16 protein-coding genes are annotated in these 24876 nt (G+C 44.3%); 7 read left to right on the top strand and 9 right to left on the bottom strand.

Annotated elements, in window-relative coordinates; translation table 11 throughout:
• Positions 1–35: 35 nt before the first annotated feature.
• Both LZ23_RS12795 and LZ23_RS12800 read right to left on the bottom strand, forming a co-directional pair.
• Positions 36–1268 (bottom strand): Ig-like domain-containing protein, encoded by a 1233-nt coding sequence (locus LZ23_RS12795; RefSeq protein WP_045214766.1) that lies wholly within the window; start codon positions 1266–1268, stop codon positions 36–38.
• 100 nt (positions 1269–1368) lie between these two features.
• Positions 1369–2661 (bottom strand): collagen binding domain-containing protein, encoded by a 1293-nt coding sequence (locus LZ23_RS12800; RefSeq protein WP_045214768.1) that lies wholly within the window; start codon positions 2659–2661, stop codon positions 1369–1371.
• Between the two features lie 62 nt (positions 2662–2723).
• Here LZ23_RS12800 and LZ23_RS12805 point away from each other — a divergent pair, with 62 nt between their 5' ends.
• The 3 genes from LZ23_RS12805 to LZ23_RS12815 all read left to right on the top strand — a co-directional run bounded on the left by LZ23_RS12805 (position 2724) and on the right by LZ23_RS12815 (position 7702).
• Positions 2724–5720 (top strand): DEAD/DEAH box helicase, encoded by a 2997-nt coding sequence (locus LZ23_RS12805; RefSeq protein WP_198145990.1) that lies wholly within the window; start codon positions 2724–2726, stop codon positions 5718–5720.
• Positions 5721–5912: 192 nt separating this feature from the next.
• Positions 5913–6959, top strand: coding sequence for a hypothetical protein (locus tag LZ23_RS12810; RefSeq protein WP_045214769.1), 1047 nt, complete (start codon positions 5913–5915; stop codon positions 6957–6959).
• A 107-nt stretch (positions 6960–7066) separates the two neighbouring features.
• Positions 7067–7702, top strand: coding sequence for a YkgJ family cysteine cluster protein (locus LZ23_RS12815; protein ID WP_045214770.1), 636 nt, complete (start codon positions 7067–7069; stop codon positions 7700–7702).
• 1 nt (position 7703) lies between these two features.
• Here the strand turns inward: LZ23_RS12815 and LZ23_RS12820 are convergent, their stop codons facing one another.
• From LZ23_RS12820 to LZ23_RS12840, 5 genes are all read right to left on the bottom strand, one after another.
• The gene (locus LZ23_RS12820) at positions 7704–8729 is read right to left on the bottom strand and encodes a hypothetical protein (protein WP_045214772.1); all 1026 of its coding nucleotides are present in this window, start codon (positions 8727–8729) and stop codon (positions 7704–7706) included.
• A 55-nt stretch (positions 8730–8784) separates the two neighbouring features.
• Positions 8785–11655 carry a DEAD/DEAH box helicase gene (locus LZ23_RS12825; RefSeq protein ID WP_045214773.1) on the bottom strand — a complete coding sequence of 957 codons (2871 nt, stop codon included), beginning with the start codon at positions 11653–11655 and terminating at the stop codon, positions 8785–8787.
• 175 nt (positions 11656–11830) lie between these two features.
• A complete protein-coding gene (locus tag LZ23_RS12830; protein WP_045214775.1) occupies positions 11831–13204 on the bottom strand; it encodes a sigma-54-dependent transcriptional regulator in 1374 nt (457 codons plus the stop codon).
• Between the two features lie 165 nt (positions 13205–13369).
• Positions 13370–14806, bottom strand: coding sequence for an ATP-binding protein (locus LZ23_RS12835; RefSeq protein WP_045214776.1), 1437 nt, complete (start codon positions 14804–14806; stop codon positions 13370–13372).
• 662 nt (positions 14807–15468) lie between these two features.
• Positions 15469–16650 (bottom strand): pyridoxal phosphate-dependent aminotransferase, encoded by a 1182-nt coding sequence (locus LZ23_RS12840; RefSeq protein ID WP_045214778.1) that lies wholly within the window; start codon positions 16648–16650, stop codon positions 15469–15471.
• Positions 16651–16891: 241 nt separating this feature from the next.
• On the opposite strand from LZ23_RS12840, the gene LZ23_RS12845 reads away from it, so the two are divergent.
• The 3 genes from LZ23_RS12845 to LZ23_RS12860 all read left to right on the top strand — a co-directional run bounded on the left by LZ23_RS12845 (position 16892) and on the right by LZ23_RS12860 (position 19702).
• Positions 16892–17314: a 4Fe-4S binding protein gene (locus LZ23_RS12845; protein WP_045214779.1), complete on the top strand. Its 423-nt coding sequence runs from the start codon at positions 16892–16894 to the stop codon at positions 17312–17314.
• On the top strand, positions 17307–19070 hold the full coding sequence (locus LZ23_RS12850; protein ID WP_045214781.1) for an aldehyde ferredoxin oxidoreductase N-terminal domain-containing protein: 1764 nt from the start codon (positions 17307–17309) through the stop codon (positions 19068–19070). The genes LZ23_RS12845 and LZ23_RS12850 overlap by 8 nt, the downstream gene beginning before the upstream one ends.
• Positions 19071–19270: 200 nt before the next feature.
• Positions 19271–19702, top strand: a complete 432-nt coding sequence (locus tag LZ23_RS12860) for a pyridoxamine 5'-phosphate oxidase family protein (protein ID WP_045214784.1) — start codon at positions 19271–19273, stop codon at positions 19700–19702.
• A 170-nt stretch (positions 19703–19872) separates the two neighbouring features.
• On the opposite strand, the gene LZ23_RS12865 is transcribed toward LZ23_RS12860, so the two are convergent.
• Positions 19873–20736: a YitT family protein gene (locus LZ23_RS12865; protein ID WP_045214786.1), complete on the bottom strand. Its 864-nt coding sequence runs from the start codon at positions 20734–20736 to the stop codon at positions 19873–19875.
• A 626-nt stretch (positions 20737–21362) separates the two neighbouring features.
• Here LZ23_RS12865 and LZ23_RS12870 point away from each other — a divergent pair.
• A complete protein-coding gene (locus LZ23_RS12870) occupies positions 21363–22649 on the top strand; it encodes a CBS domain-containing protein (RefSeq protein ID WP_045214787.1) in 1287 nt (428 codons plus the stop codon).
• A 143-nt stretch (positions 22650–22792) separates the two neighbouring features.
• Here LZ23_RS12870 and LZ23_RS12875 read toward each other — a convergent pair whose 3' ends face one another.
• The gene (locus tag LZ23_RS12875) at positions 22793–24430 is read right to left on the bottom strand and encodes a glutamate synthase-related protein (RefSeq protein WP_045214789.1); all 1638 of its coding nucleotides are present in this window, start codon (positions 24428–24430) and stop codon (positions 22793–22795) included.
• Positions 24431–24876: the final 446 nt, after the last annotated feature.

The following is a 24876-nucleotide window of genomic DNA, read 5'->3' on the forward strand; positions in this document are numbered from 1 at the left end:
CTGATGAAACCCCAAGTGTGGAGAGCAGATACAACTTAATCAATCAAGTCAATTATTTTTACAAAGAAAGAAGCTGACAGTCCTGCTGCTTCAGCTTTGATTTGCTTATCAGTTAAATCATCAACAGATAATTTAAGTAACACTCTACCATCTTCGTCAGTAGTAATCAACCCCTTATCCAAAAGGTCGCCATCAATATAAAAAAATACAGGCACGCCGACAACCGAAGTACCATCTTCACCTGACATTATAACCTGAACAGCATCTTCTAAGTGCTCCATTCGAATTGATGAGACTATGTAAGAAGTACCTCCAACTTGATCTGATGTAGTTGTTATGGATCTCGTGAGTGTTGTCCTCACAACATCAAGAGTAGCACTTACAGTTCCAGAAGAAGCAGTTACCCTTGCGGTATTTACTTCAGGTGGCAGAGTAAAGCTGACTTCAACTACTCCGTTTTGATTTGTAGTAGCTGAGCTTTCAATCTCTCCGGCAGTAATAACAAAATCAAGCTCAGCATCAGGCACAGGCATATCAAGAGCATTCAAAGCAGTTGCCCTTATGTCCCATCCAAACTGCTCCAGCCTGATGCGACTCACGCCGTAGCCAACTGTAATGGTGACAGTAGCTCTGGCTCCACTGGCAAAAGATACTTCAACAACATCAATCCCAGGCTCTGATCCGGCAATATATATGGCGCGAGCCTCATCATTGCCATCAAGGCGCTCATCAATCACATCCAAGTAGGCACCGGAATTGTTGGTTCGAAATGAGAAATTTACAGCCTCAGGAAAATCAGGGGGAAAATCATATTGAGCACTGGCCACCAGCTCAGTTCTTGCTGAAGGTAAAAGTACTGTAGATTCTGCTGTCAAAGAAACAGAAGTTACCGGGTGTCCGACAGTTATGGTGACAATAGCTTTAGCGCCACTCTCAAAAGAAACCTCAACAACATCGATACCCGGGTTGTCTCCAGCAATGTAAACCGCTCTGGCTTGCAGGTTTCCATCCAAACGCCTGTCTATGACGTCAAGACTGGCTCCTGAGTTGTTTGTCCTGAATGAAAATTTTACTCTATCCCAATAAGGATCACTTTCAGGCAGTGCCTGCACTTCAGTAGCGATAAGCATGGCCCTTTCACCTGGAGCAAGCTGAGTTCTGTCAGCTTCCAAAGAAACTGCAGTGACAGAACTGCCGCCTCCGCCACAAGACATTAGCATCAAGCCAAATATAACTATCGTAACAAAGCCAAAATAATACCTGGACATCAGTTATCTCCTGAGAATTAATTTAAAGATATCAATCAATTATTTAAGAGTTTTAAGCATTTGTAAACAAATATGTTTAGACAATCAAATTCCAACTAAATCAGAAGCCTGATTCTCTGGCGTGTGGTATCCAACTATCCTCAAGACCAAGGTCATGAATTACATCCTCAATCTGTGGTGCATAGTAATACAATCTTCCCCCTTTGGAACCAAGATAAGCATCTGAGTCCGGGTAATATCTAATATACCAGCCATCTGTTTGTTGAACATGCAAGTTGGACAGTGGCAAAAGAGCGGGATAAACAGACTCCAGCCAGTTCATTATCCTCACACCTGGCTGAGGCGACTGGTAATAACCTGTCATATTTGATGGGGGGGCGCCCCTGTGAATAGAAACAGCCTTATTGCCAGGTGGCACCCAACCTGGAACAGGCTTAAATTCAACAGTATAAGTACCTTCGGGAAATCCTTTCTCCAAATCTCCACTATGAAGCCAAACATCTGTACCAACCCTTCTCCATCTCGCTCCAAGAAAAGCAGCCGGAGCAGGCTCTATGAACACCCTTAAAGATCCTGTTTCAGTTGAAATCACATACCTCGCAGATTGGAAAGTGGTTGATCCTGCAGTAATTCTGACTGTAATATTTTCAGGTTTAATCCAGCCTGGTATGGCATTAAACTCCATGGTATAAATTCCAGGCCTGAGTCCAAAAATTGTAACCAAATCTTCATCGTACCAACCGCTTGGAAACTTTTCCAAGTCAGGAACGATGCCTGCCAGCCTCCACCCAGCGCCTGCCTCTCTTGCTTCAAGCGGCTCAAGAAAAACCTGTAAGTCCCCACCCTGCTGGTAAGTTACAGATAATACTATGGTCTCATCACCAATAATCGTCACAATCTGATTAGCAGGCCTTAACCATCCTGGAACCCTTGCAAACTCAATTACATGTTCACCTGCTTCAATATCTAATATCGTATCTCCACTACCGTACCATTGATCTGTACCAGTTATTCTCCATTGAGCTCCGGCATCCCTTGCTTCAAGGGGATTAATAATGACAGTAAGCCCTCCTGTTTGCTGAACATAGGTCACATTTAACCTTGCTGTCTCATCGCCCCGGATAGTTACATTTCTGGTTGGGGGGCTATCCCACCCATCTATATCCATGAATTCAACCTGATAGTCACCGGCAAGGAGGTTCGTTTCAGTATAACCACTTTCATTCCAATCAAGCTCGCCCACTCTTCTCCATTGGGCACCAGCATCTCTTACTGCCTCAGGTCCAATTGTTACCTGCAAGTTACCTGTCTGAGCAAAAGAGTTATCAGGCAACATAAAACCGTAAAACAAAAAAAGAACCGCCAGAATAAATGACAATGAAGATATTTTCATATTACTGCTCATCTTGAAATTTAAGATTAAAAGGTTACCCTTGTTTTAATGAGTTGAACTTTTTGATTATTTTTACTATTCAGCCAGTCTTGCAGAGTCCTGACGCCTGGTATGAATATACAGACAAAAACTCTATCAACTATAAAATTGACGTAACTGTTCACAACATTGGCAATAAGACTATTAAAGCAACCTGGATTCCGGCTTTCGCCGGAATGACGGAAAAGGGCAACTACCTGCTTAACCGTCACCCCGGACTTGATCCGGGGTCCATGTCTTTTTATTTGACCTTGCTGAACAGTTACAAATTGACTTTCCCAGGCAACAGTGCCAAATATTTATCGAAATCGCAAACAAAAAATCAGCAGAAAAATTCATTAATGCTTAATATCAGGCTCTCACCCGGCAAAAAACTAATCCTTGATAACGCAACTGTAGAGGACGCTTCAGTAGAGAAGTTTTCCCTGGCCTTTGCCCGTGACTGGCGTGAGGGGATGTTCATGCTTGGCGTGAGAAAGGAACAAACCATATGGTCTGCTTCAGCGCGCTACTGGGCGGAGATTGCAACCCAGTATCTCACAAAACTCTGTCATCTGCCACCTTCTCATACCGACTATCATATTTCCACTCCTGAAAATGAGCAGCTTATATCATGGGCTGAAAAAGCCCCTCCCATGCAGGGGGGAGAGTATTTATCCCCTGATGCTCTGGCACATATCTGGAAAGAGCTTGGCAATTGGGGCACCCAGGCCATTAAATCATGCAACGGGCTGGAAAACTTTCTGGATAAGTATGCCCCTCATTGGAACAAGGTGGGCAGAGTTACATTTCATCTTGCGGAAAACAAAAGCAGCACCGAGCTTCCATTTGCATTCATGGCCAGCTTTTCCACTGGTATTGGTTCATCCGGACAGGTCAAGCATCTGCCTCTCGGCAAAGCTCTGGAACTTTATGCAGGCACAAAAAACAAGCCAGCCCTTATCAGACTTCTGGAGCCGGTCAGCAAGGCTTCCAAGCTTTGCAACTGGGTTAAAGACATGGTTGAAAACGCCAGTATTTACCGACCCATGGCCTGGTCTGCTAACCAGGCCTACAGGATGCTCAAATCAGTAGACAGTTTAGAACAAAGCGGACTTATGGTTCGCCTGCCTGACTGGTGGAAAAAACGCCCCAGACCAACTGTCAATGCAGTCATAGGAGAAACAAAAAAAGGCATGTTTGGCATTGATGCCATGCTGGACTTTCGGGTGAAAGCAGCCCTTGGAGACCAGAATCTTTCCATGGAGGAACTCGAGGAGCTTATGTCGGGCGATTCCGGTCTTATTTTGTTCAAGGGTCAATGGGTGGAAGTTGACAAGGAGCGCCTGCAACAGGCCTTAGATCACTGGAAAGACCTGGAAAAATCATCAACAGGCGGGGAAATATCATTTATTGAAGGCATGAGACTGCTGGCCGGCACAGGACCAAACCTGGCCCATGATGATGCAGACATGGAAGAAGATGTCTGGTCCAGAACCATTGCCGGACAGGGTTTGAAGGAAACCCTGTCCAGGTTGCGCAGTCCTGCACTTCTTTCGGAAAAACTTAGCATCAATGACATTAAAGCAGAGCTTAGACCTTACCAGCTTGAAGGAACAGCCTGGCTCAATTTTCTTACTGAGCTCGGGCTTGGAGCATGCCTGGCCGATGATATGGGCCTGGGTAAAACCCTGCAAGTCCTGGCCATGCTTGGTCATCAATCCGCCTTGGGTCATAATGAACCATCCCTGCTCATTGTGCCCGCTTCCCTGCTTGGAAACTGGCGTTCCGAAGCTCAAAAATTTGCTCCTGGGCTCAAGTTGCTCTTTTATCATCCTTCAGAAATCAGCAAAAAAGATATGCAGGATGTGGAGAAAAAGCCTGAAGTGTGTCTAAAGGGATACCACCTCATGGTCACAACCTATGCCATGGCATCGCGAAGTCCATGGCTCAAAGATTTCAAGTGGCGGGTTGTCATTCTTGATGAGGCCCAAGCCATAAAGAACCATGGCACCAAACAGACCAAATCCGTTAAAAAGATACCGGCCATGGCCAGAATCGCCCTGACCGGAACACCCATTGAAAATCGTCTCGGAGATCTGTGGTCACTTTTTGACTTTCTTAACCCCGGACTTCTGGGCAACGCCAAACAGTTTCAAAGATTTGTCAAATCTCTTGAGGAAGGAAACTCCAAATCATTTGGACCACTTCGCAAACTGGTCAGTCCTTATATCTTAAGACGCCTGAAAACTGACAAATCAATTATTTCGGATCTGCCTGACAAGAGTGAAACAGTGCAGTACTGCACCCTGACCAAAGAGCAGGTCAAACATTATTCCAATGCTGTCAAGACGATGGAGAAGACCCTTAAGGACAAAGAATTTTCAGACCCCATGGTCAGGCGCGGCATTGTCCTTCAGACTTTGATGCGACTCAAGCAGATCTGCAACCATCCAGGTCAGTTTCTTGGAGATGGGGACTACAGCCCGGAAAAAAGCGGAAAGTTTTCCAGGATCGCTGAAATTTGCCGGGAACTGGCCCAGCGTCAGGAAAAAGTATTGATCTTCACCCAGTTTAGAGAAATAATCTCCCACCTTTCAGAACATCTTGAGGAAATTTTTCAAAGACCAGGGCTTCAATTACATGGAGGCACTTCCATCAAAAAACGAAAGTCCATAGTCCAGGACTTTCAAAAAGATGAAGGCCCGCCTTTTTTTATTTTATCCCTCAAGGCAGGTGGTACTGGTTTAAACCTGACTGCAGCATCACACGTTATCCATTTTGACCGCTGGTGGAACCCTGCGGTTGAAAACCAGGCTACTGATCGAAGTTTTCGTATTGGTCAGAAAAAAAATGTACTGGTCCACAAGTTTGTGGTGTCAGGAACCATTGAAGAAAAAATTCATAAACTGATGAATGAGAAAAAAGAGCTGGCTGATACCATGCTTTCAGGTGCAGAAGAGATTAAGCTCACTGAACTGTCAGACAATGAACTTCTGGATCTGGTACAATTGGACATTTCCAAGGCTTCAATGGCTTGATTTGAGAGTTCAGTGTTATCAGTTAATTGTTAATAGTAGAAGAAATAATGATCATTATTTCAAGTGGTTAGGCCACATGCATGTCTGGGCAGCTAAATTTGAGAAAGGTGCACTGAATTCAAGGTATTGCACGATAACTTTTGGATGTTTAGAGGTTAAATTTCAGTTAAAAAATCATAAAGGGAGTATTTAATGTCACGCTGGGGGTTTGCGCCTTATGTGCCGGTGGCCCAAAGAAAGGCCAAGGCCAAAAAGGAAATGGAAAAATTGCGCAAGAAAGGAATGGATATCTGCCCTGTGGACATTGAAGGCAGAACAATAGCCAAAAGCTTTTGGGGAAAAGGGTGGTGTGAACACCTTGAATCCTTTTCTGACTATTCCAACCGCCTGCCCCGAGGCAGAACTTACGCCCGAAATGGTTCAGTATGTCATCTTGGCATAGAACCTGGAACCATAGAAGCCATGGTCAGTGGAACAAAAATTTATAAAGTCAGAATTTCCATCAAAAAACTCAATGTCAAAAAATGGAAGCTCATTAAAAGCAAATGCTTCGGTCAAGTCGGATCCATGCTTGAACTGCTTCAGGGCAAATTCTCAAAAGAGGTCATGATCATAGTCTCTCATCAGCAAAATGGCCTTTTTCCCCTGCCTGATGAAATATCGTTGTCGTGCAGCTGTCCTGACTGGGCAGTAATGTGCAAACATGTGGCAGCAACACTTTACGGCGTGGGCAACCGTCTGGATAATGAACCTGAGCTTTTATTCAACCTGCGTGGAGTCGATGCTTCAGAGCTCATTAATGACAATCTGACCATACCTGATCCTGCCTCCCAGGCTGCGCAGAACACCCTGCACGAAGACAGCCTGGGCGATATATTTGGCATTGATCTTGATGATGCACCATTACCCTCTGATACTGGAAAAAAGCAAAATAAAAACACAAAGAAAAAAACCAGCCAACCAGCCAGCACAGGTAAAAAACAGGCTGCTGAAAAAAGTATTATGCAGTCTAAACCCCAAAAACCATCTGCCGGCAAAAAGGTTTCCAAAAAGTTCAAGCCAACAGGACCTAATATCAAAAAACTGCGCCTTGCATGTGAATTGTCCGTACCCAAATTTGCCGCCCAGGTTGGAGTGTCTCCTGCAAGCATTTACCGATGGGAAAAAACCAGTGGTGAGTGCTCTATTCTAGACAGCTCTCTCAAACAACTGGAAAAAATGCATGCTACGGTTATTTAAAGGCTGAAGGCTGAAGGAAGAAGGCGGAAGGCGGAAGGAAGAGGGCGGAAGGGTAAACTATTTAAGGCTTTCAGCTGTGATTCACCAACTCAAAACCCAGCAGTTTAATGTCTACACTTAATCATACCAGATGCCGCAAATGCGGAACATGCTGCCGCAGCAACAGTCCAGTGCTGCATATTCAGGATCTGCAACTCATCAAAAAAGGTATTCTTTCAGGAAAGCAGCTCATGGTGCTGCGCAAAGGTGAGCCTGCCATGGACAACATCCAGGGGCGTCTGGTTTTATTAAAGTGCGAGCTTATCAAAATCAGGGGCAAAAACCCAAACTTATGGCACTGTCTGCTTCATGATCAGTCCACTAATTTGTGCACCATTCATGAGTCCCGCCCTGCACAATGCCAGGCGCTCAAGTGCTGGGACTCAGAGCAAATTAGAACAACATACCAGGACCAAACCATGAGCCGCAGCCATCTCTTCTCTTCTGGATCAGCCATGGAAGACATTATTCGAATGCATGAAGAAACCTGTCCGGTAGATACGTTTGTAAAGTTTACACAACAGGCATTAAAGGATGATTCTCATGCCATTGGTGAATTAGACACGATGATACAAAGAGATGAAAATATCAGAAAAGCATTCCAGGAAAAAACAGGAGCCAGCCAGGAACTTACCGAATACTATCTTGGCCGGTCATTTCTAAGCCTTAAGGATTGGGTTATTAAATTTATCAGATCATCTTGATTCAGTTGCCGGCCAGCACCTCTTCAGCCCGGTCCAGTGACATTGCAGACAGCATACGTCCGGCCTCAGCCAGGGCCAGCATCGATTCTCTTGAGTAGCCGTCAACCTCTATTCTTCTATAAACCCATTGAACTTCATAAACATAGTCATAACCTGCCTCACGCATATCTGTAGAGGCTACAGCTGATACAATATTTTCCCTGATCTCTTCTCTTTCCGCAATCAGTGAATTAATTTTCCGCCCCAGTCTGTCTCTTTCTTCATTGCCTGCGTCATCTTCCATTTGCCAGTATTCAAAATAGGCTTGTTGCAGTTCATTGACTTTACGTAAATAATCCCGAGTATAAATGATAGTAGGATCATGAACAGAATTTTCAAATACCCGGGAAAGGTATGAAAGACGTTGAGCCAAAAGCCTGAAAAGATCGGCAGACTCTGTTCTGCGCAGCTTTCTCTCTTCAACATCCTGCTCAACAGTTATGATCTTAGTTTTGTTCTTTGTCAGCTCCTCGACCCTGTCCAAAAGCCTTGGACCAAAATAAGCACTCAGAGCACTGATCACACCAGGCTGCAAAAGCTTGGCAAAAACCTGCTGCCTTGCTACAGGAAGGTCTTCTTCAGTTACCTCAAAATCTGACAGATCTGTGGCAAAGTGCATATTGACCTGATTAAGGGAAAGCAGGAGCTGCGACTGTCCGCCTGCACCAGGCAAGTAACTGGCAAAAATAATTTCAGCAAGGGAATTGACCGCCTGCTGGCCGATGAATTCTTCTAATGGTGTTTCTTCCTGATCTTGATGATCTTCTATCAAATCCTCGAGAACAACATCAATGACCTCAGGCTGTTGCTGCTCTTCTTCAGCCTGTCTGGCTTCCATACGGGCTGCAAAATCAATACGTCTGGTTTCTTCAACCCTGTCTGAGTCTTCATGCTGTTTCTGACTGCCGGACTGATAAACAAACCAGCCGGCAGCCCCGGCCAGACCAAGAACTCCGACAACAATCAAAATAATGGTTATTTTTGGCATTCTTCAGCCCTCAATAGTCTATCTTTAGGGTTAAATTTTGTAATTCTGCATCTGTTTACTTCTGCCAGTTTACAGGCAGCCGCACCTTGCTGCCGGCTTTATTCTGATAGATCAGATGCCCATGTTCCAGTCCATACAAATACAAATCCCTGGTTACTGCAACATCCTGAATACAATACTCAATGATTTTGTCCATCTTGCCCTCTTTCCACCATTTAAGAGCCATCAGCCCGTCAGCACTTTTGCCGGCCTTGAGAGTGTGCATTGCCAGATGGTTCAGAGATAAACGGTGCCCCAGTCTTTTTTCGATATGAATCAGGATATCCAGGGTAGGCAAAGAAAAAAAATCGAATTTGGACTGGCCTCTGAGAACTCTGTAATCAAATCGAATCAGGTTGAATCCCACCACACAGTCAAAAGTGCTTAAATATTCACCCAGTTCGTTACTTTGATCCTGCAAAAAGGTTCGAAACTCTCTGGAAATGGAATCATAAACTACAGCACAACTGACACCCATGAGATGAGTGTTGCCCCACCCTCCAACCTCCTGGGCAGATAGCCTTGTTTCAATATCCAGGACCGCAAAAGATGTTTGTGCATCTGTATTGTGCAGAGTTTTGGACTGAGTCTTTTCTTGAGGTGCACAGGCTTCAATTCTTGTAAGAGCACCTGTCCTGGAGCCAGCAATCTTTGCCAGCATGGTCATGGCCGCTGTCTTGTCGAGAGGTCTGTTGCCGGAACCGCATTTGGGAGAATGAACACAGGCGGGACAGCCGTTTTCACAGGAACATAACGACATAATGGACATGGCTTTGTCAAGCAGCTTGTCAATGAGTACAAAGGCCTGGGAACTAAGGCCTATCCCCCCGGGTATTCCATCATAAACAAATACAGCACCCTGCCCAAGCTGTTCATGTGCCGGTGTTGAAATACCTCCAAGATCATTGCGGTCTGTGAGAATAATCATGGGCATGGTACCGATTATACAATGCTCTAAAGCATGAATCCCACCCATGAAATGCATCATCTGGGACTCAATTGTCTGCTTAAGCTGTTTGTCAATGGTCAGCCAGAACCCCTGTGTTTCAAAGATTATGGGTGGCAAGTCCAAAGGTACAGTACTTAGCCTGGTCTGGCCGCGGACCAGCCTTTTTTCATAGGCCACTACTTCTTCTGTTACCTTAAGTCTCCCCCAGCTTACATATCCTGCACTGGTGGTTTTGGTTTCATAAGTTTCGATAATTTCTGTGACCTTTCTCGTGAGTGACTTGGTGTAGTATTTTAGGTTTACTTCTGACACAAAAACTGAAAATGTCTCAATGCTCAGCTCCTGAACCTGAAAAGTTTTGCCCATATGCAGATAAACTGCCCCGGGATGGGTGTCGTGAAACACTCTTGACTGATCTATATCTCCCAGGTGCTCGCCTGTCAGTTTGTCAAATATACCATACTTTTGTCCGGAACCTCTCAGGTCAACATCCTTATGAGGATATTGTTCTTTAGTGTAGTAATAATCCATACTGTTTGCCTGAATAAGCACCCCACTTTCTTGCAGCTTTTCCACACATGATTTCACCTTTTCATTCAAAAAATCTTCATTGCCTCGCAAAGGCAGTTCAGAAGCTGCACAAACAATATGCCTGGCCATAATATTACTATTGTAAGGATTGATGACCGCGCTCTCCGGCTCCATAGCAAAAAATTCCTCAGGATGGCGCAAGAAATACTGATCCAGAGCATCTTCATGGCCAATGAGCACAACCGCGCTGTCTTTGCCGCTGCGGCCAACCCGGCCTGCTCTCTGCCATGAAGCCATGATGGAACCAGGATAACCAACGAGCAGACAGACATCGAGATGTCCTATGTCTATGCCCAGCTCTAAAGCGCTGGTGGAGACCACAGCAAGCAGATCGCCGGAAGCAAGCCTGGCCTCTATATCTCTTCTTTGTTCAGGTAAAAAGCCTGCACGATAAGCACTGATTTTATCTTTATACTCTCCTGCTTTCTCAGCGCTCCATAGTGCAATAAGCTCGGTCATCTTCCTGGACTGGGTATAAACTATGGTTCTCAGTCCCTTCTGCAAGGCCTGATGCAAAAGCTTGATGGTGGCGGCAGCAGCTCCCTGAGTCAAAGGGTCAACCATCATAAAGTGTTTTTTGCCATGGGGGGCACTGCTGCGTCTGATACTTCGGGATTTAATCCCGGTCAGGGCGGCAGCCAGTTCATCCGGGTTTCGGATGGTAGCGGAACTGAAAATAAAAATGGGCGATTGTCCGTAATGAGAGCAAATACGTCTTAAACGCCTGAACACCCAGGCCATGTTGGAGCCCATTACTCCTCTGTAAGTATGTACTTCATCGACTATAATATACTTAAGGCATGATAAAAAGTGGCTCCAGCCGCGGTGATAGGGCAAAAAGGAGCGGTGCAGCATATCAGGATTGGTCAGAATGATATTGGGCGGATCCTGTCTGATAACTCTGCGTAGATTATGGTCAGTATCTCCATCATATATTGCGCTTGAAAACTTGAGTTGGCCGTCTGCAATCCCGGCCATATTGTTCAGGGTCAGATGCTGATCCTGAGTCAAAGCCTTGAGAGGGAAAAGATACATTGCCCGGGTATCAGGGTCGCTTATAATAGATTCCAGAACAGGAAGATTGTAAATCAGAGACTTACCACTGGCAGTGGGAGTGGATACTACAACACTCCTGCCGGACTTGACAGTTTCCACAGCTTTTGACTGATGAGCATAAAGCCTGTCTATTCCGGCCTTGTAAAGAGTGTCCTGCAATACTGGTGATATATGGGATGCTTGATGAAATTCACCTGCTTTTGGAGGCACTGTCCTGTGACAGACAACATTCATACCAAGTTCCTCCTTAGATGAGACCTCCCTGATAAACTCTTCAACCGGTGCTTTCAAAACTTCATCCCTGATTAAAATGTAGAGCTGTCAATACAGCGACATTTCGTGTTGATTATTGCCTCGGCCACCGGGGACAGCTACTTTTTCCGGTCTTAAACCGCAAAATAACCGGACTATCCGGCGGCAAAAGAGCCAGTCCCCTTCTAACTTTACATGAGATGTCGCTGTATTACTATTTACCTTGAATATTATACTTCTTAAGCTTGTACTGAAGTAGACTTTTAGAAATATTTAACAATTCTGCTGCTTTTACCTGTACAAAATTACTTCTGACAAGAGCCCTTCTGATGAGTGCAGCTTCAATTTTTTCCAGAGTTGAGGACAGCTCTAGACTGATGGGCAAAAGATCAACCGCGCTTTTGAACTGAGCCTCCTCATCTTTTATTTCACTGGGCAGATCTTCCACTCCAATAAGATCTTTGGCTGAAAGAACAACACACCTTTCCACAACATTTTCAAGCTGCCGGACATTGCCAGGCCATTCATAGGCGCTTAGATACTCCAGTGCATCAGGCGTAAATTTTTTCTGAACTTGCTCTCCTTCTTTTGACAATTTGGCCATAAAATGCGCCACCAGCAGCGGAATATCTTCTCTTCTCTCTCTTAAAGGGGGAATGTTGATATTAACCACATTGAGACGGTAGTATAAATCTTCCCTGAAAGTGCCCTTCTCCACAGCCTCCTTCAGGTTTTTATTGGTTGCAGCCACCAGTCGGATGTCCACGGAAATATTTTTACTTCCCCCAACACGCTCAAATGACTTTTCCTGCAGCACTCTAAGCAGCTTCACCTGAAGATCTGAAGATAGCTCTCCAATTTCATCCAGAAAAAGAGTTCCACCGTGAGCCAGCTCGAAACGACCCTTTTTCATGGCTGTTGCTCCGGTAAATGATCCTTTTTCATGGCCAAAAATCTCGCTTTCCAGAACACCAGGATTCAAAGACATGCAGTTGACAGAAATAAAGGGGCCGTCCTTGCGCGGAGAGCTGTAATGAATAGCTTTGGCAACAAGCTCCTTTCCAGTTCCGGATTCGCCTGTAACCAGAACAGTGGCCCTGCTTGGGGAAACCTTGGAAACCATCTGCAGAAGATCACGAACAGGCTTGCTTCTTCCCACCAGCTTATGCGGACCGTGCTGTTCAGCAAGGGTCTGACGTAATAGCTTAATTTCCTGTTCTGATTTAGAAAGCATTACCGCTTTTTTTACGGACAACATCAACTCATCATTGGAAAAAGGCTTGGATATATAATCAAACGCTCCGCATTTCATGGCTTCAACTGCCGCGTCAATGCTGCCGTAAGCAGTCATGATAAGTACAGGAATATGGGGATAGTTTTTTTGAATATGTTCCAGTATGTCCTGACCGGTAAGACCGGGCATCTTCATATCTGTAATGACAACATCTACTTCGGACTCATCCAGATATCCCAGGGCCATTTCCGGATCATTCAAAGCTGTAACGCTGTAACCCTCTTCTTCAAGAATAGTCTCAAGAATCAGGAGGTAGTTTTTTTCGTCATCAACAACTAAAATCTGACTGCTCATATAATTTTCATTCCTGGTCTCATGCAGGCTGTGCCCACAACCAAGTTATCTGTTATCTGTTATTTGTTATTTGTTATTAGTTGCAGACTTTCAGCAGTAAGTTACCAAGGTGCATGTTCGCCCCGTATGAAGGTCAATGTTCAGCGTCCCAAAAAAGGTTATTTTTTAAGTCTCAATGCCTTTTGCTGGGAAATAAACTCTGACCTCTGCTCCGCCCTGCTTTTGATTGCCTAAGACCAGCTCTGCTCCATGGTTTTTCAGTACATTTCCGGCAATGGCCAACCCCAGACCGGTCCCTGTATCCTTGGTAGTATAAAATGGTTCAAGATACTTGTCCATCATGGACAGCTCAAAGCCCGGACCAGTATCTGCTACAGTAACTACAGGCCTGTCCGTCCCGGTTATGGTCACATGAATACTTCCTCCTTCAGGCACTGCCTGAATGGAATTGATCAAAATATTGTAAAAAGCCCTGTAAATCAGGTCTTTATCTCCTGCAATAAATACGTGCTCAGGAAGTTCGTACTTGAGCTCAATATTATGTTTCTCCGCCTCAGTCTCAAGAAATGAGAAAACCTCTTGCCAGACCTTGACCAGATCAACTTGAAACATCTTAGGTTGTTTGGGCCTGGCATAATCCAGAAAATCATTGACTATTTGACTGAGCCTTTTGGTCTCATCAAAAATTGCAGCAAGAAGTCTGGTATTGGGCGAACCTTCTTTCTTGGCCCTGCGGTAAAGAATTTCACTGCTGCTTCTGATAATTCCAAGGGGATTCCTGATTTCATGAGCAATACTGGCCACCATCCTGCCCATGCTCGCCAATTTTTCATTCTGGTTCAACTCTTTTTCCAATCTTTGTTTTTCTGTAATGCGCCGGGCCAGAACTTTGTCCGTACGCAATATGATCATGTAAAGCAGGAAAAAAAGTATCAGTGAACTGGTAATGGAGCTGATAATGGTCAACCATTGAAATCGAATAACTTTCTGATAATCAACGGTAATATCCTGAGTGAACTCTAAAATACCCATAATAGTTTCCTCCCGGATGCCCAGAGTTCTTTCAGCCCTTAAAGGATATACAGTCTTCAGAATAATTGATTGAGGCTCCATAGTTATCTGAAACATGGCCTTCCAATTGGAAATATTTCTTTTAAGTTTGAAGTTGTAACTGCCCTTTTCAAGAGCAGCCATTATTTCTGATCCCGCAATTTCCGTTTCACCCACCAGTTCTTTATCAGTAGAGTATGACACACTACCCTCGTTATCATAAATATTAACTTCCATAACATGAAAACTATGGGTAGTGGAGGCAATAACCTGTTCAAGACGCTCATACTGAACTGGCTGGCGCAATTCTATTCTGCCGAAACCCAGCACAGTCGGCAGAGTAAACCTCTGATATATCTGATGGTTTAGATTTTCTGCCAGCAAAAGCGCAAACTCGTGATTTTTCCCGATCATGGTTTCCCTGGCATAATTGGCTATAAATGCCGACAAAGCCAGACTCGAAGCCAGAATAAGAACCAGAGAACTCCAGGAGAGAAACTTTACAAGCTGAAATGGACGGGCCGGATCAGGCCGAAAAAGATGCTTGAGCAAATTCGGTTTTCCTCCTGGATTAATTGAGAGTTCAAGATTCCTGGTTCATTGGGGTTCATTTTTATTGCTTTTTACCCCCCCTCGTTCCCGGGGTGGAGCCTGGGAACGTCTTGTTCTTGCGGCTCCAGCTGCTTCTTTGAAATGTGGCTTAAGCCACAAAAAAAGAGGTAATAGCCTTAACACGTTAGAGATTGCCGCGCTCGAAGACTCGCTCGCAATGACACCTGAGCTGTCAGGGATGTAGTTGCTGAAAAACTGTTACCCGCGAGGGAGCCTGAGTGACCGAAGCAATCTGTATGGTAAAAGCATAACGCTTTGATTTTATTGACAAAACGATTGCAGTTACTTGTAAGCTCCTCACCCGGGCGGACCAGGACCGAACGTGTGAGTAACTTTACGAGTCTGTCACTTTTCTGAAAATTGGGACAGTCCCCGCGAGGTACTATAAAAAAGATTGATACTGCATTGGTTCCTGGAAAAAATTTGCTTAAATGAAAAAATTTACACAGCGAGGGACAGTCCCTGTGCCAGGCGCAAAGCTCCCATCTTTGACGGAACTTTTCTGGCAAATGTGCATCAAACATAAGCAAAAATCGTGAAAATGTGAAAAATATAACCGTCTGATTTTATTTGCAAAACGATTATAGTTACTTGTAAGCTACTCACCCCTTAAGGCTTTTTAAGTAATTGCCGATTTTATGCAGGCAGCCCTTCAGGACCTTCTCGTCAACAGCATAGGAAATCCTGATACATCTGTCATCACCGAAAGCCTCACCTGGAACAAGGGCAATTTTTTCTTCTTCAAGAATCTTTTGGCATAAAATGGAAGAGTTGCTTACTTCCTGGTTATAAAAAGAATCAACACGTGGGAAAACATAAAATGCGCCATCAGGCTTTGGACAATAAGCCTCTTCCCAGGAATTGATGATATCTAAGGTCATGTCTCTTCTTGGAGCGAATGCGGTCTTCATTTCCTTCACAAATTCAAAAGAGCCGGTCAGGGCGGCCAGGGCTCCGCGCTGAGCAAAAGAGCAGATATTGGAGGTAGACTGACTTTGAATTCTGGTCATGGACTTAATCAGATCAATATGAGCCAGTGTATAGCCCACCCTCCATCCAGTCATGGCAAAGGTTTTGGACAGTCCATTTACCACCGCAACTTTTTCCTTGTTTTCCTGCCAGAAAGCACATAAGGATGCCGGTTTGGCAGGTTCATACACCAGTTGATCATATATTTCGTCGCAGATTATGAAAATATTTTTAGACGCTGCCCAGTTTGCCAGATCATTAAGCTGCTCCTGGGAATAATGACAACCAGTGGGATTTGATGGAGTATTCAAAATCAGCACTCTGGTATTATTTGTGACTTTTTTCTCAAGACTTTCAGCCGTTACAAGGAAATTTGCCTCTGGCTCTGTCGGTACAATCACTGGCACTCCCTGGGCAAGCTGAACCAGGGCCGGATAACTCACCCAGTAGGGACCAGGAATAAGCACCTCGTGACCGGGGTCAACCATGGCCTGCAAAATATTATAAAGGCATTGTTTTCCACCATTGGATACCATGACTTCGTCAAAACGGCATTCAATGGCATAATTTTTGGCAAAATAAGCAGCAACAGCCTGACGCAGTTCTGGAATGCCCGGAACAGCAGTATACCTTGTAAAACCTTCATCAAGGGCTGATTTGGCTGCTTGAATAATATGCGCAGGAGTAGCAAAATCAGGCTCTCCAACTGCCAGGCTGACCACTTTTTCCCCGTTTGCCCTGAGCTCTTGAGCCTTGGCATTAATAGCCAGAGTGGCTGAGGGTTTAATACTGGAAATTCTTTGGCTAAAAATCATAAGTTGACCCCCACGTTAAAAAATTTTAAATATTGTCAATAGGTTACAATCTCAATTCATGAATCATTGAAAGGTTTCATCTGGTAACAGTCAGTAATCTTATTATAACTTTCAGATAAGGTAAAACATAAAAAAAGAGCATTACACGTTTCTAAAAAAGCAAGCAAGGCTGCCCTGTCTCGTTTGCAGGAGCGTTAATGCCATTCATAAAAATGCACATTTATATTGGAGGTTTTTTATTGTGAAAATATTAAAAGCCAGCAACATGAAACGCTGCATAGGCTGCTATTCATGTTCCCTGGCCTGCGCACGCAACATCCACAAGTCTCTTTCGTGGAAAAGGTCAGGAATAAGAATTCATTCTTCTGGAGGTATAAGTACAGGTTATGAAGCTACCGTTTGTCTGGCCTGCGATCCGCCCCCATGCGCACCAGTATGTCCCACTGAAGCTCTTCGACCCAAAAAAGGTGGGGGAGTCATTCTGAAGAAAAGTCTTTGCATCAGCTGTTCAGAGTGCGCAACTGCCTGCCCTGTTGACGCAATTTATTTTGATCCTGATAATCAGATGCCTGTATTTTGCATTCATTGCGGACGCTGCGTTCCTTTTTGTCCGCATGATTGTTTAGAAATGGTCGGATCCGCTAAGGAGGTCCCAGATGAATAAGCCTTTCAGGGTGCTTGTTGTCAATTTGACGCAACAAAAATCCAAAGTTGAATTTTTTGACACCAGGAAACAATGGCTTGGCGGCAGCGGACTGGCTGCCGGTCTTTTCGAGAATTATGCTGATTTTGATCAGGATCCGTTTCACCCCAGCCAGCCTGTTATTTTTGCCATAGGTCCTCTAACTGGACTATTTCCTTTGATGAGTAAAACCATTATGAGCTTTATGTCTCCATACAATGGGCAATACGCTGAATCACATGGAGGTGGCCGTTCAGCTCTGGCCTTGAGATTTGCAGGGTATGACGCTCTGGTTATTACTGGAAAGGCCCAACGCCTTACCTGTCTTGGTTTCGGATCCAAGGAAATCAATATCCAGGATGTTCACTTTCTCAAAGGACTGGATATATTCAAAACCGGCAAGGTTCTGCGCACGCTCAAACCCAGAAACCCTGGTCACCGCAGTATATTACGCATAGGTCCAGCAGGCGAAAATCTTATCAGCTATGCCTGTGTAAATGTTGATACTTACAGGCATTTCGGGCGAATGGGTGGTGGCGCGGCCATGGGAGCCAAAAACCTCAAAGGTATTATTATTTCAGGTGACTCAAGCCTTGAATTGCCTTCAGACACGTTGAAGGAATACAATAAAGTCTATCAAAGCATCTACAAAACAATCACTGAGAGCGGTGCAGTAAAAAAATATCATAACCTTGGCACACCTGAAAATCTTATTCCCCTTAATGAATTAAAGGCACTGCCCTGGAGGAACCTGCAAAGCACCCATGATCCGGAAATTGAAGGAATTTCCGGTGAGACCTTCGCCCAGGATCTTTTACTGCGCCAGGTCGCATGCGCAGGATGTCCTGTTGGGTGCATTCACATTGGGCTCTTAAGGGAAAGATTCGGCGACGAACATGAATATCTGTACCGCCAGGTTTCTTATGATTATGAGCCCATATTTGGAGTCGGCTCCATGCTTGGGGTCACTACAGCTTCAGGAGTACTGACTTTACTTGAAGAAGTTGAAAAACTCGGATTAGACGCCATAAGTGCCGGAGTAGCCCTGGCCTGGGCCACAGAGGCTCTGGAAAAAGGCATCGTTACTACAGAACAGACCATAGCTGAGCTTGCTTTTGGCGATGTTCACGCTTATGTTGAAGCACTTGCCTGTCTTTCGGGAAAAATTAATGATTTTTACCTGCACTTGGGCAAAGGGGCCTTAAACGCGGCCTATGTCTATGGTGGTGAAGATTTTGCCTGCGTGTTGGGACAGGAAATGGCTGGCTATGCCACTGGTGAAAACTACTATGTCAGTCAGGCACTGGGTTTCAGGCACTCTCACCTTGACACTGGAGCCTACAGCTTTGACCAGGAGGAGCAGGCCAGGGACATGGAAGTTGCTATTAAATACATGCAGGACCAGGAATATTACAGAATACTCATGTGCTCTGCTGCAGGCTGTCTTTTTGGAAGAAAGGCCTACCCCAGAGAAGTTTTCATAAAGGCCTTGAAATCCATAGGCCTTGAATACTCTGAAGAGGAGCTTGACGCTACAATACTGTCGATTCAGGCTCATCGCTGGGCCATAAAGTTCAGGACAGGCTTTAAACCCGAGGAGATTAAAATTCCCAAAAGATTCAGTGAAGTGGAAACATGGAAAGGAAAAACCGATACTGATTACATGATGAAGTTAAAAGAAAAATATCAGGAAGTATTGCGAGAGGTGGCTGCCAGGCATAAGTTTCAGGAAAAGTAAACCTGCTGACTGTTCACCATGCTTTTTGGATGATCTGTAACAGTTTAGCCTTTTTTGAGAATACAGGGGACAGGCACTCAGGGGCCGGTTGAGCATCAACAAATGTTATTTTTGTTTGAGACAAGCTGGTCCCGAAAGATCCAGTCCCCGGTGCCATAAGCAAAGCTCTAATCTGATACAATAATTTGAGGAAAAACAAAATGCAGGACATAATTTTAAAAATTATGAAACAAAACGACCTGGCTGTTCTAACTACCAGCACTGAAAATCAGCCACATTGCTCACTCATGGCTTTTATTTGTGACGATAAAGGACATAACATCTTTATGTTGACCCAGAAAGATTCAAGTAAGTTCAGAAACATATCAGCCAACCCCAAAGTGGCTGTTATGATTGATACAAGAACACAAAGCCCTGATAGATCATCCATAAAGGCATTAACTGTCAAAGGCACTTGCAGCCCTGCTCAATCCATTGATCAAGACACCCTGAAAGAACAGCTCCTCAAACAACATCCACAATTGCAGGGGCTGGCTGCTCAGCGAGATGCCATTATTTTACAAATTAAAGCAGAGTCGTTTCTGCTGTTGGACGGGGTTAGCGATGCCTACTTCATGGAATGCAATTGTTAAGTGCTCTTGATGCGCTATAACAGCTCAGACTTTTGCACGCTGCGCAATGACTGGCTTTCGGTCCCGACCCCCCCGGGTAAGGAGCTTCATTATAATCAGCCGTCACTATTTACTCTGCACTAAGCCTTGTCGTAGCCATCAGCACGCTGGTTTGAATGTTCACTTAGCTCTTAATATATCTTTCTTTTGTTAAAACTGGATCCCAAAACATTAAATGTATTTTCCACAATAAAAATGGCATTGTCATCATGGGAAAACACTGTCTGTTCCAAACGTTTGAGCATGATATTATTGGTTATGGCCATGATTACATCCTTGTCATGACCGGTATATGCACCTCTGCTTTTAATAAAAGTAGCCCCCATTTTCAGATGATCCATCATCTCCTGGGCAATATCCTTGTTTTTTTCTGATATAATCAAGACCAGCTTCCGCTGGTTGAATGAGGCCATGGTGTATTCCAGCACAATGGACATAATAAAAACCAGAATCAGGGATGCTATGACCAGATCAATATCAAGAACAAGCAGGCTGAAAGAAAACAAAAAGAAATTAAATAAAAAGTAAAGTTTTCCAATCCCGAAATTATATTTCTGATTGAGCATTATAGCGATAACGTCCAAGCCGCCGTTAGATCCGAAAGTTCGCAGTACTATACCACATCCTACTCCACAGACTGCTCCGGCTGCTATGGCTGCATAAAGCTGATCCTTGATACCGAAATTTAGACTAATCAACTCATAAGCAATGGTAGCAACCACCATGGCGTAAAGACTGTAATAAAAAAATCGTTTGCTTACATACATCCAGCCTAAAGCAAACAAGGGAATATTTAATAAAAAATATATCAATCCAGCAGATAATATTGGATTGAAATAATAAAACAGCAATCCAAGGCCAAAGACTCCTCCTGGAATAAAGTTATGGTGTACAGCTATCCCTTTTAAACCTACAGCAAAAATTACAGAACCAAAAGTGATCAGCAGCACGTTCCACCAAATTGCATAAGTAAACTGCTCAATTTTTTTTGGCATAACTGGCTTACCATCCTGTTTTTTTATATTTTAGCGAAATAATGGATTCTACGTCACCATGCTTTAGGCGCTTAGTGGAAATTTCAGACCAACATGCTGGTCGTTACGGCAATTTTAAGTGTAGCCCGCATCCTGCCGACTGTTTTTGAGGGAGCATTACGCGTTTCTGAACCTGGCCTGATGGAAGCAGGCCCCACTTTACAAAGGCTTAGCAAACAGCTGCCCCGAAGGGGCCTCTTTTTCCGTGCAGGGCCCCGCAAAAAGCTTAGTTGTAACGTTTCAATCCTGTAGAAAATAACAAGAAAGAATTTTAACCTTGAAAGAGCAATGATGTCCAGGCTCCTAATTCTTCAGCCTTCAGCCTAAAAAGTGCGGTTATCGCCCCAACTTAACGATCCATGTTTAAATTGGGTTGTGGTTCACAGCCCGCACTACACAGACAAGCAATAACAGTGTCCATTGATTCAAGCATCATCACATCGCAGAGAGCGCTTTACCTTCACTCCATTACTCGGTCAAGAGAAAATGATACTGTGGCTTTATAAAAAGTTTATCCCTTTTTTAAGTTAAGCATATACTGACAAACTCATACTTAACACTGATGCTTTCAGACAGGAGAAGGTATTATGAAAATCATAACCACACATTACAATACTGACTTTGATGCCCTGGCTTCCATGGTAGCTGCCTCTTTTCTATACCCAGACCATACACGGGTTATGCCCACTCAAGCATGCCCCATGGTCAGGGAATTTTTAACCGTGCACTGGGACATGCTCAGACTTGTATCCAGAAAAAATATTGATTTATCAGAGCTGACACACCTTGTGGTCACTGATACTTCAAGCTGGCAACGCCTGGATAAAATGCAGGAATTGGCCGAAAATAAAAATCTGCAGATAGAAATATGGGATCATCATATGGGTCAGTCAGGCATAAAAGCTGGAAGCATGCGCAAGGAAGAAACAGGAGCAGCGGTCACTATTGTGCTGGAAGAAATCCAGAAAAAAGACCTGGCCTTTTCCCCTGTGCATGCAACTCTTTTTTTACTTGGCATCTATGAGGATACTGGATCATTGTCATTTCCCGGAACAACCCACAGGGATGCACGCATGGCCGCCTTTATGCTGGAAAATGGCGCTGATCTGAATGTGGTATCAGCATATTTGGAAGCTTCATTGGACAGTAGACACCTTGAACTATTCAGCAGGATGCTGGCTGATTCAGACATTGTAACAGCAGGCAGCCTGCGTATAGGCATATGCACTCAGCAAGTGGATAAAGGTCTGAACATGCTTCCTTCAGTGGTCAATAAATTTAAGGATATCAAGGGTCTGGACGCTGCATTCGGCATATTTCCCATGAATGCCGGCAAAACAGCTGTCATCGGACGCGGAAGTGCAAGAGCACTGGATATAGGCGCATTAATGCGCAAACTAGGAGGCGGGGGACATCCAGGGGCAGGTTCAGCCATTCTCAAAACTGAAATCCAGCAGGCTCGCGAGGAATTGACTGAAATCATCAGCAGCACAGAGATTATTGAGCTGAAAGTAAGGCAGCTCACGACTCAAACTAACAGTGTTTTGTATTCATCTGATACTCTGGAAAAGGCTGCTCAGGTCCTTAATGAATCAGGTCGGTCAACAATTCCAGTGATTGATGAAAATTCGATACTTTTGGGCATGATAAATAAAAAACCCATAGACAAGATTAAAAACCAGAAGCAGTGGCAGCAGCCAGTGACCTCCATGCTTAACAGAAACTTTCAGGCGGTAAGTCCTGATCAATCTGTCAGACAAGCCCTTGAAATCATGGCTGGATCTGATGCAGGTTTTCTGCCGGTGATTGAAGACTCAGTCCTGACCGGAGAAATTACCAGGTCTTCCATAATACTCTATATGTATGAATTTTGAGTCTGTTCAACCCTTTACATATGCTTAGATAAAATACCAGCTGTCCTCTTTAACATTTTTTTGCTTCCCAGGGGCAAGCGTGAAAGAGCACTGGAGTGTTGGAACATCCATTCTTGTGTCATATGCAAAGGGTCGAACCAAAATTATGAATTCAGAATCTGCCTGGCTTTGTCATCCAGGGCGTCTGTAATAAATGTAATCCCTGTCTCTTTTTCAGTCTCTCTGTTGCCAGCGGCGAGATCGTTTCTTGATATCTCTGACAAAGTAAACTTTCTGGTTCCGGCCAGAAACTGCTGCAATCCGGCTTTGAGCTTGTCAGCCATAGTCCAGAAAGCTATGGCCCCATATGGAATATTTTTTAATTCAGCAGAGCCAATTTTCTTGCGAACATCATAATAGCCAGCAAAAAGTTCGTCAGCCTGCTTGCCAATATCACTGACAGTTTTGGGCAGCTTTTCCCAGTTCCCACCAACTTTATCCCTATTTTTCGGGTTCAGCACTCCCTCAATATTTGAACCAAGAAAACCTGGGATCATCAAGGCCCTTCCCATGCAGACAATCTTGGAGAAAGGCGCACCCAATGCCATGGCTTTAAAAATGTGATCTTCCCGGGCAAAGCCTCCTGCAAATGACAGATCAGGCACATTCTGCCCCTTTTCCTGAAGCATTGAAGCATACTGATAAGCTTTGGAATGCAGCAGAATGGAAGGAACACCCCATGATTCCATCATATTCCAGGGGCTCATTCCAGTGCCTCCTCCAGCGCCGTCAATGGTAAGTAAATCAATTTCGTTTTCACCGGCAAGTTTAATGGCCATGGCCAGTGCCTCCATGCCATAAGCACCTGTCTTTAAAGTAACGCCTTTAAAACCAAGGCTTCTGATATGATCAACAGTTGCCTTGAAGTTTTCTCTGACTTGATCGAACTCTGACAGATCAGTATAGCCCAGCCGGCTGTGCCTGGCAAAAGATTTGATGGATCCATGATTGAATGCTTCCTGAACCTCTTCCAGTTCAGGATCAGGATCAACAATATATCCTCTGTTTTTCAAGAACATGGCCTGCTCAAGATCAAAAACCTCAATTTCACCCCCAATATCTTTGGCCCCCTGACCCCATTTGAGTTCAACCAGCACCTTGTCGCCATATTTTTCTGACAGATATTCCGCTACCTTGTTCCTTGAATCTTCAACATTAAGCTGCACCAGTACAGCTCCATAGCCATCATTGTAACGCAGGTAAGTGTCAATCCTTCTATCCAGTTCTGGGGCCGAAATAATTTTTCCATCAAACATGACGGATTTGGAGTCAACTCCCACTACATTTTCGCCAATAACAATAGGCACTCCAACTAATGAACAGCCAATGGCAAAAGAATCCCAATATGTTTCAGCAATCTTTGTTGAACCCAAAGCTCCAGTCATAATGGGCATCTTAGCTTTAACAATTTTGTGATTTCCAAATGAGGTCTCTACGTTCACATCCGGAAAAGCACAGTTGTCAGGATCATGAGTTTTTCCTTCAGCCAGACCAAGAGAACCATAATTATACCCCTGAATTCGCAGAGAGTTATAAGAAACACCTACATGAGTGATATTATCACTGCCTGCTGTCACTTTTCCATAGCTTCTTGGATATAAAATTTCCCTGCCCCTGAGACTTGACAGCCAGACTTCACACTTACCAGCACAATCAGCACGGCATAGTGTGCAAAGTCCTGATTCAGCAGGATTCCCCCTGTTCACTGTTCCCAATACATCATTGCTTTTAGAAATTTTCACCCTTCCCTCCTGTTTGCATTATTGATAAAAATTACCAGATCCAGTTTCCATTGTCTGTTGAATCATATTCCACAAGTCATACAAGTAACTACAATCGAATATCCAATAAATTTAGAATATTATGGCTTTGCCATACAGATTGCTTCGGTCGCTTAGGCACCTTCGTGGGTGACAGATTTTGAGCAACTACATCTGTAACACCTCATGTGTCATTGCGAGCGAGTCTTCGAGCGCGGCAATCTCTAACGTGCTAAGGATATTTTCCTCTTTTTTTGTGGCTCCAGCCAGTTTTTGAAGAAGCGGCTGGAGCCGCAAGAACTAAACGTCCCCAGGCTGGAGCCTGGGAACGAGGTGTATAAGTTACTCACAGGTTCGGCCCCGGGCCGCCCGGGTGAAGAGCTTCTAACTATAAACTACAACATTTTTGTAGAATAGGGAAACATTGT

This window comes from Desulfonatronovibrio magnus (assembly GCF_000934755.1).
Lineage (GTDB): Bacteria > Desulfobacterota > Desulfovibrionia > Desulfovibrionales > Desulfonatronovibrionaceae > Desulfonatronovibrio > Desulfonatronovibrio magnus.